Source organism: Kitasatospora sp. NPDC028961 (genome assembly GCF_055564815.1).
Genome location: NZ_JBVHVO010000010.1, coordinates 194388 through 206526 on the forward strand (window position 1 = coordinate 194388; position 12139 = coordinate 206526).

Annotated in this window: 12 protein-coding genes; 8 read left to right on the forward strand and 4 right to left on the reverse strand. The window is 74.4% G+C overall.

What is annotated here, in order from left to right:
- Complete coding sequence (locus ACZ4UX_RS20325; protein WP_465707666.1) at window positions 1-231, forward strand: hypothetical protein; 231 nt, start codon at window positions 1-3, stop codon at window positions 229-231.
- Window positions 232-365: 134 nt separating this feature from the next.
- Here the strand turns inward: ACZ4UX_RS20325 and ACZ4UX_RS20330 are convergent, their stop codons facing one another.
- From ACZ4UX_RS20330 to ACZ4UX_RS20340, 3 genes are all read right to left on the reverse strand, one after another.
- The gene (locus ACZ4UX_RS20330; RefSeq protein WP_465707667.1) at window positions 366-2555 is read right to left on the reverse strand and encodes an alpha-N-acetylglucosaminidase; all 2190 of its coding nucleotides are present in this window, start codon (window positions 2553-2555) and stop codon (window positions 366-368) included.
- Window positions 2556-2755: 200 nt separating this feature from the next.
- Window positions 2756-3676 carry an HD domain-containing protein gene (locus ACZ4UX_RS20335; protein ID WP_465707668.1) on the reverse strand — a complete coding sequence of 307 codons (921 nt, stop codon included), beginning with the start codon at window positions 3674-3676 and terminating at the stop codon, window positions 2756-2758.
- 155 nt (window positions 3677-3831) lie between these two features.
- Window positions 3832-4767, reverse strand: a complete 936-nt coding sequence (locus tag ACZ4UX_RS20340) for an oxidoreductase (protein WP_465707669.1) — start codon at window positions 4765-4767, stop codon at window positions 3832-3834.
- 161 nt (window positions 4768-4928) lie between these two features.
- On the opposite strand from ACZ4UX_RS20340, the gene ACZ4UX_RS20345 reads away from it, so the two are divergent.
- The 6 genes from ACZ4UX_RS20345 (at window position 4929) to ACZ4UX_RS20370 (ending at window position 9559) form a co-directional block, all read left to right on the forward strand.
- Window positions 4929-5543, forward strand: a complete 615-nt coding sequence (locus tag ACZ4UX_RS20345; RefSeq protein ID WP_359808940.1) for a TetR family transcriptional regulator — start codon at window positions 4929-4931, stop codon at window positions 5541-5543.
- Window positions 5544-5627: 84 nt separating this feature from the next.
- The gene (locus ACZ4UX_RS20350; protein ID WP_465707670.1) at window positions 5628-6320 is read left to right on the forward strand and encodes an HAD family hydrolase; all 693 of its coding nucleotides are present in this window, start codon (window positions 5628-5630) and stop codon (window positions 6318-6320) included.
- A gap of 323 nt (window positions 6321-6643) precedes the next feature.
- Complete coding sequence (locus tag ACZ4UX_RS20355) at window positions 6644-7351, forward strand: response regulator transcription factor (protein WP_465707671.1); 708 nt, start codon at window positions 6644-6646, stop codon at window positions 7349-7351.
- On the forward strand, window positions 7348-8790 hold the full coding sequence (locus ACZ4UX_RS20360) for a sensor histidine kinase (protein ID WP_465707672.1): 1443 nt from the start codon (window positions 7348-7350) through the stop codon (window positions 8788-8790). The genes ACZ4UX_RS20355 and ACZ4UX_RS20360 overlap by 4 nt, the downstream gene beginning before the upstream one ends.
- 95 nt (window positions 8791-8885) lie before the next feature.
- Complete coding sequence (locus ACZ4UX_RS20365; RefSeq protein WP_465707673.1) at window positions 8886-9287, forward strand: hypothetical protein; 402 nt, start codon at window positions 8886-8888, stop codon at window positions 9285-9287.
- Window positions 9288-9298: 11 nt separating this feature from the next.
- On the forward strand, window positions 9299-9559 hold the full coding sequence (locus tag ACZ4UX_RS20370) for a hypothetical protein (RefSeq protein ID WP_465707674.1): 261 nt from the start codon (window positions 9299-9301) through the stop codon (window positions 9557-9559).
- A gap of 172 nt (window positions 9560-9731) precedes the next feature.
- Here ACZ4UX_RS20370 and ACZ4UX_RS20375 read toward each other — a convergent pair whose 3' ends face one another.
- Complete coding sequence (locus tag ACZ4UX_RS20375) at window positions 9732-10961, reverse strand: serine hydrolase domain-containing protein (RefSeq protein WP_465707675.1); 1230 nt, start codon at window positions 10959-10961, stop codon at window positions 9732-9734.
- Window positions 10962-11517: 556 nt separating this feature from the next.
- On the opposite strand from ACZ4UX_RS20375, the gene ACZ4UX_RS20380 reads away from it, so the two are divergent.
- Window positions 11518-11946 carry a peptidase inhibitor family I36 protein gene (locus ACZ4UX_RS20380; RefSeq protein WP_329485404.1) on the forward strand — a complete coding sequence of 143 codons (429 nt, stop codon included), beginning with the start codon at window positions 11518-11520 and terminating at the stop codon, window positions 11944-11946.
- The last annotated feature ends 193 nt before the right edge of the window (window positions 11947-12139 follow it).

Here is a 12139-nt window from a genome sequence, read left to right on the forward strand (position 1 = left end):
ATGGCGATTCGCAGAGTGGTCTCCTCCGTGGCCCTGGCCGGCGTCCTGGCCGGCGGCGCGCTCCTGGCGGCCCCGGCCGCCCAGGCGACCGGCTTCACCTACATCGGGATGTACCCGAGCGCTGCCGCGTGCGAGACCGCGGGCAAGGCCTACGTGTCGTCGGGCCAGGCGGTCACCTACTTCTGTGACACGGCCCCCAACACGGCCCGCCTCTCCGTCTGGTTCTACTGATCCGCCAGCTGTACTGACCCGCGGGGCCGGTACCCGGAAGGGTGCCGGCCCCGCGGCCCGCCGAGGGGGCATGTCACCGGTAGGGTCCCGCCGTTGTCGGAGCCGCGTGGAACGGGTGGCGCTCACCGCCCCGTTCAGCTCGGCAGGGCCTTCGCGACCTCCCGCGCCAGGTCCACCTGGTCCCCCGAGGGAGAGGTCGGAAGCGGCGCGGTCTGCCGCGACCATGCGTCGTCCATGGCGAACCAGTCGATCGCCGCCGGCGGCGCGCCGCTCGTCAGAGCCTCGTCCAGCGACGAGAAGTAGGAGCTCCACCGCCGGGCGTAGAGGCCGGCGACCAGGCCCGCCCACTCCCGGTTCGCGTAGTCGTGCAGCCCGTGGACGTCGCTCGGGCCGCGGCCGCTCCAGTTCGCCAGGACCGACCGTGCGTCGTACTCCAGCCGGTCGCCCTCCGCCGCGTCGGCGCCCCACGAGCGGGCGGCGGCGATCCACGGCCCGACCATGGACCGCGCGTCGGTCCCGGACAGGCGGTCGACCAGCGCGAGGTCGGCCTCCCACTCGCGCACCAGCGACCGGAACAGCGTCCGGTTCCGCGCGTGGTAGGCGCTCGCGATCTGCGGCAGCAGCGCTCGCGCCCGGTTGTCCAGCGCCTGCCGGGCGACGTTCACCAGGTCGAACCGGTACGCGTCGCAGGACCGCAACGCCGGTGACACCAGCAGCAGTTCGTCGAGCGCGGCGCGCACCCGTGCCGGGTCGTAACGCATCGCCGGAGGGCTCCACGTCGCGGCGGTCGCCACGGTCAGGCTCGGGCGCGCCGCGAACAGGCTGTCCTGCGCCTCGCTCCACCGGCCGGACGGCATGCTGTACGGGCCCTGCCGAAGGGCCTCCCACGCCGCCGCCGCATGGGGGTCGGCCGCGCCGTAGCGGCGCGCCGCGTAGGCGGTGAACCACGCGGCCTGATCGATCCCGGCGGGCTCCCAGGCGAGCCGGCCGAACAGCTCGAACGCCGCAGGATCCGTCCCCACCGCCTCCGGCAGGTACGCGATGCCCTGCAGTGCGCTGCCCGGCTTGGTCCGCCACTGCTGGAACCGCCGCACCCACACGGCCGAGTTCGCCCCCGGCGAGGTGTGGCCGCCGAAGTTCGGGATCGTCCCGAAGGCGTACGGGGCGCCCTGCCACTGCGGCTCACGGTCGAGCCCGTCGTAGCGGTCGGCCAGGCCGTCCAGGATCAGCATCCGGCCGCGGTCCACCCCCGACAGCACGGCGCCCGACGGGTTGCTCTCCCAGCCCAGGATCGCCCAGGTGGCCTGCGGGTGCGCCGCCAGCAGGGCCCGCTGCACGGCCCCGGCCGCAGCGCTCACGTCCACCGGCCCCGCGGTGCCGCCCTCGTGCAGCAGGTCCATCTTGTACATCGCGCTGTCGCCGAACGCCTCGCGCTGAGCGCGGTAGTAGGCGGCCGCGAGCCTCGGGAAGGCCGCGCTCGTCGGGTCGAGCCAGTCGGGACGGTCGAGCCCCACCCAGGTGCCCTGCGGTACCACCCTGGCGTCGGCGTTCCTCGCCGCGAAGCCGGGGGGAACGGTGCCGAAGAAGCCGGGCAGCACCGGTGTCATCCCCAGACCGCGGAGGTGGTCCGCGATCCGTCGGCCCAGGGCCGCCCGGGCGGTGAGCAACCGCTCGGACTCCGGCCCGCCGACCCCGCTCAGGTTCTGCAGCAGCCACCAGCTCTGGTGCGCGGGGGCCGGGATCCACGACCGCAGCTCGGCGGCGCTGTAGCCCAAGCCCTGGAGCGCCTGGTAGTAGGGGAGTTCGGCGCCGGTCTGGACGAACACCTCGTTGAAGCCGTGGAGCGCCAGGACGTCCGCCTCGTGCTGGTACGCGGCGAAGTCCCGGTAGGCGCCCGAGTAGCCGGCGTCGGTGTCGTTGAGCGCGTAACGGTGCGGGACGACGGCGGTGCGGCCGACCGGGGAGCCGACGCCGGGCAGGACGGCGGGCAGCGCGCCCAGCGAGTCTCCCGGCAGGCCGATGTCCACGTGGGCGACGTTCTCCAGGTACCAGCCGGCTCCGGTCAGCAGACTCGCCGGCGACGTCCCGGACACCGTGACGGCCCCTGCCGTGCCGGACACCGAGAACGAGTCCCCGCCCGCCCCCTTGGCGGCCGGGACCAGCGTGAACTGGTCGTGCTGCGCCGGCAGCAGACGTGCCAGAGCGGCGGCCGCCGGACCGGGATCGAACGCCGGCCCGGCGGCCGCTTCGGCGGGAGCCCCGGCGAGCGCCCCGGACACGGCCAGCGCGAGCGCCAGCCCCGACCGCCCTACCGTGGAAGCCATGGTCACCGGGATCTCCCATCGAGTGCGGGGCGGGTCCAGTCCTCCTCGAATATGGCGGCCGAGGGGCCGCTGCCGGATGTTCTACCGGCCGGTTCGGCGGCGAGGGGCGCGGCGTTCACCCGTTCGACGCACCCGGGGCGGAAGCCGAGCTGCCCCGGCGCGGGCGCCACGGGTAGGCGGCCCCGCCCCCGTCCGCGCGGTCAGGCGTCGGTGCCGGGGTCGGCCCGGTCGAGGGCGGACGCGAGGACGTCGTGCAGCTCCTGAGCGGTCGTCAGGTCCCGGTGCTCGGGGCGGTTGTCGCCGGTGTCGAGGTCCACGTCGTCGAGTTCGGTCTCGCCGCTGCTCCAGACGGTGATCATGATGGCCCGGCGGCCGGCTTCGAGGGTCAGCCAGGCGCTGTTCTTGAGCCGGCCGTCGTCCGGGGAGTGCCCCAGTTCGGTGGCGATCCCGCGTGCGCGGACAGCCGACTCGTTCGCGGCGAACCAGTCGGCGAGGGCGTGGGTGAGGTCCGGCAGCCGTGGGCTGCCCCCCGCCGTGGGGTGGGCGAGCTGGAAGGCGAGCCGTTCGTCGGCCCGGTCGCCGATGCGGGTGAGCACGGTGTCCAGGTCGATGAACTCCTCCCAGGCCGACCTCCCGCTCGCCGCGACGAGCCTGGCGACGACGAGGTCTTCGAGCCCGGGGACGCGCTTGTTCTTCCAGCTCGTGTCGGCCAGGCTGACCAGGAGGTCCTCCGTCCCGGCCGCCTCGGTCGTCCAGGCTGCGTGCGTCGCGGCGAAGCGTGCCCGGTCGGCATCGACGCCCCGGGCGAGGAGGAGGTCCCGGCCGGCCTCCTCGTGCCGTGCGCCCGGACCGGACAGCTCGGCGGGGTGCAGCGTCTTGCCGATGTCGTGCGTGGCGGCGCCGAACAGGACGGCATCCGGGTCGATCCCCAGATCGAGGCCGCGGGTGGCGAGCCATTCGAGGAGTTGCCCCGCGACGTCGTGGACCACGCGGAGATGGGCGACCAGACGTGGCGGCGCGTCGACATCGTGCAGCAGTTCGGCTGCTTCGATCGGCAGCGGCCGCAGCCGGGGCCGGTCGGTGTCCTGGAGGGCGATCGACAGTACTCGGGAGGTCGTCACCGCGACAGGGTAGCCGGTGGTATCGGACGATTCAGGGGGTTTGCCGTGACGCTCCTCCCGGCCCCCCGGCCCCCAGTCCTCGGTCGAGGTGTCCGGAGGTCCACCATGGAGCCCCTTCGTCGACCAGCAGCCCTGTCAGGGGTGCTGACGACCCTTCAACCGGCGTCCGGGAGCCCGTACCGGACCTCGGTCAGCCGCTCGGACAGCTCCCAGAGCCGGCGCCCGGTCTCGGCGTCGGCCGCGGCGGGTGCGAGTGCGACCCGAACCGGGGCGCCGCGCAGTTCGCCGGGGCCGCTCGGGCCGATGAACTCGCCGCTCGCCAGTCCCGGCCGGGTCGCCGCGTAGAGCTGGGGGAGTGCGCCGCGGTCGGGGTGCTGGCCGAGTGGCCGGGCCAGCCGGCCGAAGAGGAAGCGGTACAGGGCGGTCGGTGTGCCGGTGACGATGTCGGTGGCGCTGAAGCCGGGGTGGGCGAGCAGGCTGCGCACCGGGCTCCCGGCGGCGGTCAGCCGCAAATGCAGTTGCCGGCCGAAGACCGCGTTGGCGAGCTTGGACTGGTTGTAGAAGGCCATCGGCGCGTAGTGCCGCTCACCGGTCAGGTCGTCGAAGCGGATCCGCCCGCGCCGGTGGTTGAGGGAGGTGACGGTGACCACCCGGGGGTCGCGGCCCTCGGCGAGCAGGTCGAGCAGCAGCCCGGTGAGGGCGAAGTGGCCGAGGTGATGGGCGGCGAACTGCAGCTCGTGGCCCTGGGCGCTCAAGGTGCGTGGCGGCGCCATGACGCCGGCGTTGTTGACGAGGACGTCCAGCCGGCCGTGGTCGGCGCGCAGGCCGGCGGCGAAGGCGCGGACCGAGGCGAGGTCGGCGAGGTCGAGCCGGCGCACCTCCAGTCGTGCGCCGGGCTGGTCGGCGCGCAGCTCCGCGACCACCCGCCGGCCCTTCTCCTCGTCGCGCACCGCCAGCACGACGTGGCCACCGCGGTGGGACAGCGCGCGGGCGGTGGCGAGGCCGAGGCCGCTGGTGGCGCCGGTGACGACGAAGAGCCTCCCGGTCTGGTCCGGAATCTGCTCGGCGGTCCACTTCTGATGTTCAGTCATGCGGCACATGCTGACGTTGCTGTCACTCGGTGTCAAGATGCGCCCGAGTGTCGCCCAGGGCATCGCGCTACCATGACCCGATGACCTCCCGCCCCGCTCCGGACCGTCCTGCTCCGGACCGTCCCGAACCGACCCGGCCCGCCGGCCGCCCCGGTCTGACCATGGCCGAGCGCAAACGCCGGCTCGTCGCCGCCGAGTTGGCCGAGGCGGCTCTGCTCCTGCTGGCGGAGAAGGGCTTCGAGGCCGTCACGATCGACGAGATCGCGGTCACCGCCGGGGTGTCCAAGCGGACGTTCTTCCGCTACTTCGCCTCGAAGGAGGACGTGGTCGTCCAGGTGCTGGCCGATCTCGGCCCCGGGATGTGCGCCGAACTCGCCGCCCGCCCCGCCGCGGAACCGCCCTCCGTGGCGCTCCGTCACGCGGTCTGGACCACGCTCGCCGCCTGCGCCGACGGCCCGGACCACGCCGGCCACGGTGACCGCGCCCTGCGCGTGGTGCAGCTGATCGTGCGGACGCCCGCGCTGCTCGGCCGCTTCCTGGAACGGCAGGCGCAGTGGCGCGACGAGCTGGCGGCCGAGCTGGCCGCCCGACTCGGGCTCGATCCCGCCACCGCGATGTACCCGCCCCTCGCGGCGGGGATGGCACTGTCCGCCTTCGACACGGTGCTCCGCCGATGGAGCGACAGCGACGGCACCGAGGACCCGGCCGCGCTGATCGACCACGCCTTCGCCGTCCTGGCCCCGGCCCTCGACGCGGTCGGGGCTTCGCGGGCGTGACGACGTCCGGACCGCGACGGTCGCGGTGCCCGGGCGTGCCCACGGGCTTGCGTCCGGCCCGCGGGTGCGGCGAGGATCGCGGGCATGATCAAGGGTGTCATGTTCGACTTCTCCGGGACGCTCTTCCGGATCGAGCCGACCGCGGAGTGGCTGCGCGCGGTGGTGACGGAGGCCGGGTACGAGCCGGCGGAGGGCGAACTCGCCCTCTGCGCGGACCGCCTGGAGGCGGCCGGGGCCCAGCCGGGAGGGCCCGCGCCGCGCCGTCTGCCGTCCGAGCTGGAGGTGCTGTGGAGTGAGCGGGACCTGAGCGCGGAGAAGCACCGCGCCGCCTACACCGCCCTCACGCGGCAGGCCTCGCTGCCGTACCCGGACCTGGTCGACGCGCTGTACGACCGCCACCGCGTCCCCGCCGCGTGGCGGCCCTACCCCGACACCGAGGACACCCTCAAGGAGCTCCGGAGCAGGGGCGTCCCGGTCGCCGTCGTCAGCAACATCGGCTGGGACCTGCGCCCGGTCTTCCGCGACCACGGGGTGGAGCACCTCGTCGACGCCTACTTCCTCTCCTACGAGCGCGGGATCCAGAAGCCGGACCCGGCGCTCTTCCGGGCCGCCTGCGACCGGCTCGGGCTGCCGCCCGGCGACGTCCTGATGGTCGGTGACGACCGCGTCGCGGACGGTGGCGCCGCGGCCCTGGGCTGCCCGGTCCACCTGGTCGACCCCCTGCCCGTGGACCGACGCCCGAGCGCGCTGACGGAGGTACTCGACCTGCTCGACTGAGGCGCGCGGCCTCGGCGAGTCCGGGGGTATGCGCTCCCGGTCGTGCCACCACTGCCCCTGGGGGGCTCGACCGTCGGTCCCGCGCCGGGGCCGTGTGCGCGACCGCCCGCGCTACCCGGCCCCGCGGGTGCCGCTCACAGCCCCGACCACGCCGGCCCGCGTCGTGGCCGATCGCCGGCCCGCCCTCCGCCGCACCACGCGAGAGCCGCGCCGCCGGAGAGCCGCACCGCAGAACGCCTTCGCCGGCCCCCGGGCCACCCCGGCCCCCCGGCGCCCGGGCGCGCGTGAGAGAGTCGTCGGCCCACAGGGGCGAGGAGGTAGCGATGAGCGGCGCAGGCGGCCGGGTGCTGGTGGTGGACGACGACGCGGCGATCCGGCGGTCGCTGGAGCGCGGGCTGCGGCTGAGCGGCTTCGCCGTCCAGGTCGCGCCGGACGGCGAGAGCGCACTGGCCTTGATGGGCGGCCCGACGGCACCGGACGTCCTGGTGCTGGACGTCTCCATGCCCGGGCTCGACGGAACGGGCGTCTGCCGGGCGCTGCGGGCCGTCGGCGACGAGACCCCGGTGCTGATGCTCTCCGCCCTGGACGAGCTCGCCGACCGGGTCGCAGGCCTCCAGGCCGGGGCCGACGACTACCTGATGAAGCCCTTCGCGCTGGAGGAACTGGTGCTGCGGCTGCGGGCCCTGCTGCGCCGGCGGCCGGCCCCGCCGCCCGACGTGCTGCGGGCCGGCCCGCTGTCGCTCTCGCCCGCGACCCGCCAGGCGCACTGGGAGGAGACCGAGATCCACCTGACCCGGCGCGAGTTCGAACTGCTCGCCCAGCTCGTTCGCAACACCGGCCTCGTGCTCAGCCGCGACCAGTTGCTGGACCGGGTCTGGGGCTACGACTTCGAGGTGCGCAGTGACGCCGTCGACACCTTCGTCAGCTACCTGCGGCGCAAGCTGGAGGACGGGGGGCGGCCGCGTCTGGTGCACACGGTGCGCGGCGTCGGGTTCGTGCTGCGACCGCCGGCCGACGGGGGGCGGCCGTGAGGCTCTCCACCCGGATCGCGCTCTCGGTGACCGTGCTCGTGCCGGTCGTCGTGCTGGCGGCGGGCCTCCTGCTGCTGGGGCTCGTCCACCGCGACCTCTCCCACCAGCAGGACGCGGTGCTGCGCCTGCGGGCCGCCGCGGTGCTGCCGAATGTCCGTACGCTGCTCGCCGCGGACAGCAAGGGCCGGCCCCGGGCCGAGCAGAACCAGCAGCGCAAGGTCCTCGACGGTGCGCTGGACTCGGGGGTGCGGCTGGCCGGTGAGGACGGCACCGTGCTGCTGGCGGTCGGCCCGCAACCGGACATCCCGCTGCCGGTCGGTGCCGACGCGCCGGCCACCGTCCGGGACGGCGGCCTGGCGTGGCGGGTGCTGTCCGTCCGGGTGGACGGCGCGGCGCCCGGCACGCTCTGGCTGGTGTCGCCGTCGTCCGCGGTGGATCCGCAGGTCGCGGCCGTGCGGCGGCGGGTGCTGCTGGTCGCGCTGCTGGCCGCACCGGTGGCGGGCCTGCTCGCGTTCGCTCTGGCGGGCCGGGCCACCGCCTCGCTGCGGCGCCTGAGTGCCCGGGCCGCCGCGCTGGATCCGGGCAGCGGGGCGACGGCGCTCGCGCACACCCCGAGCCGGGTTCTCGAGGTCGACGAACTGGCTTCCGCGCTGGGCCTGTTGCTGGCCCGTTACGACGAGCAGGCGGGCCGTACCGCGCAGGCCCTCGACACCGCGCGGTCGTTCTCGTCCGCGGCCTCGCACGAGTTGCGGACCCCGTTGACCGCGATGCGCACAAACCTGGAGGTCCTGGCCGCCCATCCCGACCTGCTGGCCGTCGAGCGGGCCGAGGTGGTCGCCGAGCTGTCGCAGGACCGTGCCCGGCTGGAGGAACTGCTCACGGCGCTGCGGACGCTGGCCGGCGGCGACCTGGTCGAGGTCTCGGCCTTCAGTGCCCTGGATCTGGGCGAGTTGGTCGAGAGCACGGTCGCGGAGGCGGCGCGCCGCCATCCGACGGCCGTGATCGACGTCGAGGCCGCGCCCGGGATCCGGGTGTTCGGCTGGGACGCGGGCCTGCGGATCGTGCTCGCCAACGTGGTCGGCAACGCCGTGGTGCACGGCCGTCCGCCCGACGGCGGGTCGGCCAGGATCACGGTCCGGCTGCGTACGGGGCGCGGCGATACGGCGATGCTGACCGTTGACGACACCGGGCCGGGTGTGCCGCCGGCCGACCGGGTGACGGTCCTCCACCGCTTCCACCGGCGCCCGGACAGCCCGGGGTCGGGCCTGGGGCTGACCCTGGTGGCCCAGCAGGCGGCGCTCCACCGCGGCACGGTGGTCATCGGCGACGCGCCCGCGACAGGTGGCTGCCGGGTCGAGGTGCGGCTGCCGCTGCTGCGACCGGAGGCGCCGACCCTGCAGCTGCCGGCCCAGCGGGACTGGATCTCCGGCGGCCGGTGAGCCCGAGCGGTGCCCGTCCGAAGCCACAGGGATTCCACAAGAAGCCGTCCTACGCTCCCCGAGTCCGACCACCCCGGTACCGGAGGAGAACCGCCGTGCACATCAACCGCAAGGCCGCCGCCGTCGGCGCACTCGCCCTCGCAGGCACGCTGATGGCCGCCGTCCCCGCTCAGGCCGACTCCGCGCCGAAGAACGACGGCGCGAAGTCGGTCTGCGAGCGCCTGCCGAAGATCAAGGAGCACGTCGACAAGGCCATCGAGCGGCTCAACGGCGATGCCACCGTCACCGGGTCGGTGGCCCGCCTGCAGCAGCGGGTGACCGACGCCAAGAGCGCCGGGCACAACGAGATCTACACCTACCTCAACGACCGGCTGACGTTCCGCAGGAGCCTGCTGCCGACGCTGCAGACCCGCCAGACCGACCTGAAGGCGGTCGCCACCTGGTGCGCCGGCCAGCCTCAGCCCTCGTCGTCGCCCTCGTCGTCGGCGAGCAAATGAGGGCCCGCTCGGTGCGCCACCGGGTCGGCGCCACCGCCGTGCTCGCCGCGGCCGCCGCCCTGCTGCTGACCGGCTGTGGGCCGGGCGCGGCCGCTCCGGGCAAGGCCGCGGCGACCGCGGATCCGGCGGGCCGGGCACCAGCGACCGCAGGCTCGCCCGGCAGGGCCGCCGCCACGGCGAACGACGGCCGGGCCCAGGAGATGCAGCAGAAGGTGGATGCCGCCGAGAGCGCCGTCGCGCAGGCCGACTCCGACGCGGCGCAGAACAACTGACGTCCCCGCACACTGTCGTGGGCGTTCCACCTGGTAGGGCGAAGGGCCTGCCCCTCTCTCCGGAGGGACGGGCCCTTCGCCCTACCCGCGGTCATCCGGTCGCCCGTCGAACCCCGGACCGCGGACGGTCGCCCACCCGGGCCGGCGCGCGCCGGTGGACCGCTGCCCGTTCTCAGCCGAAGTCGGGGATGGGGTGGTCGGGGGCGAGTGCGGCGGCGATGCGCTGGGCGATGGTGTGGGCGCTGTGGCCGCCGGGGGCGGTGGGGCCGTCGGTGGTGGAGACGGCGATGGCCAGGTGCTCGCACGGGAGGTAGTTCTGCGAGGCGGAGTAGCCGAAGAACAGCGGGTGCTGGGAGATCCATTCGTTCAGCACGAGCACGCCCATCCCGTAGTGGGTGGCCGGGGTCTGCGCGATGCAGACCGTGGCGGGGCACTTCTCGGTCGGCGTGCCCAGGCCCACCGTCCCCGGGTTGAGGAACTCCCGGTAGGAGGACGGGGAGAGCAGTTCGCCCGAGCCGAGGCCGACGGCCGAGCGGGCCAGGTCGCAGATGTCGGTGGTCTCCACCGCGCCGGGCGCGGTGGTCCACGAGGGGTTCCAGAAGGTGGACTCCTCGTAGGTGCCGCGATCGGAGGTGAAGGCGTGCAGGACGGGTGTCGGGATGTCGGGCGTGAAGCTGTTGCTGGTCTCGTGCAGTCCGAGCGGGCCCGTGACCAGCTGCTGGAGCAGGACGTCCAGCCGGGTACCGGTGATCTTCTCCAGCGCGGCGCCGAGCAGGACGAAGTTGGCGTGCGAGTAGCTCCAGTTGGTCCCCGGCTCGTACCAGAGGTCCTGGCCGGTGGAGATGCCCACCAGTTCCTCGGGGGTCCACTGGCGGAACGGGTCCGCGTAGACCGTCTCGCCGAAGCCGGGGCTGGTGACGTAGTCGACGAGGCCGGTGGTGGAGGCGCCGAGCATCCGCAGGGTCATCCGGTCGCCGTAGTCGTGCGGGAGGTCGGGCAGCCAGCGGCCGATCGGGTCGTCGAGGCGGACCTTGCCGTCGTCGACCAGCCGCAGGAGTGCGGTGCCCAGGTAGCTGATCGCGATGTTGCCGTTGCGGAAGTGCATCGCGGGCTCGGCGGGGACCCCGGTCATCGACTCGCCGAGGGCAGTGGTGAGGAGTTCGCGGCCGTCCACGGTGACCCGCAGGATCACGGACTTGAGGTCCATCTCCGTCCTGGCCTGCTCGGCGATCCGCAGCACGTCGAGCGCGGCGCCCTCGGTGGGGGCGGCGGAGCTGACGCACGGTCGGTGGTGGCCGGCGGTTCCGGCCGCACCACTGGCGGTCGTGACCGGGGCGCTGAGGGCGATGAGCGCGGTGGCTGCGGCGAGGCACAGCAGGGAGGTCCGGCGGGAGGGTCTCATCCCCGCAGTATCGGCACGGGAGCCCCGGTGCCCCGCCCTATCGGCCCCCGACCCGCGCGGGCGTCACCCGTCGGGCCCGCCGCCGGCGTCCTCCCCGCGTACGTGCGGCACCGCCCACCGGTACCGCTGCCTTGTCCGCGGCCAATCCGGGTTGTCCGCCGCCCAGCTGCCGGTTGCCGCCTTCCTGTAGATGGACAATCACATCGGGTCGCAGGGTGGGGCCACCACCGGTTCTTCGGACGGGGTGGTGGGTCCCGTGGCGCAGCCGTTCCTGCCGAGGAGCACGGCCGGCACACGTCGCGGCATCCGCCGGCTCCGGCGATCGGTCGGCAACGGCGCCGCACCCGGGGACTGCTCCGGTCCACGCAGCGCGGGACGGCCGGCACCGGCAGCACGAGGTCCCCGGGGCGTGAGCCCGTTCGGCAGGGGGCGCCGGTGGTCCCAGTACCGCCGGTCGTCCGAGCACCGCCGGGTGTCCCCAGCACCGCCGGTCGTCCGAGTACCGCGCACGGAGAGCACGGCAAACCGCACGATCCACGAGGAAGAGGAAGCACACATGGTGAAGCACTTCGCCCTGGCCACGGCCGGTGCCGTCCTGATGATCGCCTCCGCGGCCGGCACCGCCGCCGCCCAGGCCCCCGCCGGCGAGGCCGGCGCCGCTCCCGCCGTGATCCAGCCGATCGCCGTCGGCGCCGACTCCCTGGCGACGGTGTGGGACAACTGTCTGCACGGCCAGGCGTGCCTGTTCTCGGACACCAACGGCGGCGGCCAGCTCTGGGTGGTGCCCAGCGCCGGGTCCTTCAAGCTCGCCAACTTCGGGATGAACGACAGGACGAGCGCCTTCTGGAACAGGAGCGGCGGCACCCTGAGCCTGTTCGACGGCTCCGGCTACACCGGGTACCTGATCGGCTCCGGGCCCTACGGCGCACCGGTGAACGTCCCGTGGGGGGTCAACGACAAGGCGAGCTCCGTCACGCTCTACTAGAGGTCGCCGCGTACCGGCCGCCCGGGCCGTCCGAGCTGTCCGGGCCGTCCGGGGCCTCGGTGTCCTGACTGCGGCGGGGGGGGGGGGGGGGGGGGGGGGGGGGGGGGGGGGGGGGGGGGGGGAGGGGAGCAATCCACCTCCCACTACTCCTTGCTAAGCGCCGAGCAACAAACACACTGAATTAATCAATCCT

Bases quoted from the DNA above. Each gene is read 5' to 3' on its own strand.
- ACZ4UX_RS20345 (WP_359808940.1), top strand. From the start codon at position 4,929: ATGGCCGAGCGCAAACGCCGGCTCGTCGCCGCCGAGTTGGCCGAGGCG.
- ACZ4UX_RS20350 (WP_465707670.1), top strand. From the start codon at position 5,628: ATGATCAAGGGTGTCATGTTCGACTTCTCCGGGACGCTCTTCCGGATC.
- ACZ4UX_RS20325 (WP_465707666.1), top strand. From the start codon at position 1: ATGGCGATTCGCAGAGTGGTCTCCTCCGTGGCCCTGGCCGGCGTCCTG.
- ACZ4UX_RS20355 (WP_465707671.1), top strand. From the start codon at position 6,644: ATGAGCGGCGCAGGCGGCCGGGTGCTGGTGGTGGACGACGACGCGGCG.
- ACZ4UX_RS20340 (WP_465707669.1), bottom strand. From the start codon at position 4,767: ATGACTGAACATCAGAAGTGGACCGCCGAGCAGATTCCGGACCAGACC.
- ACZ4UX_RS20380 (WP_329485404.1), top strand. From the start codon at position 11,518: ATGGTGAAGCACTTCGCCCTGGCCACGGCCGGTGCCGTCCTGATGATC.
- ACZ4UX_RS20330 (WP_465707667.1), bottom strand. From the start codon at position 2,555: ATGGCTTCCACGGTAGGGCGGTCGGGGCTGGCGCTCGCGCTGGCCGTG.
- ACZ4UX_RS20375 (WP_465707675.1), bottom strand. From the start codon at position 10,961: ATGAGACCCTCCCGCCGGACCTCCCTGCTGTGCCTCGCCGCAGCCACC.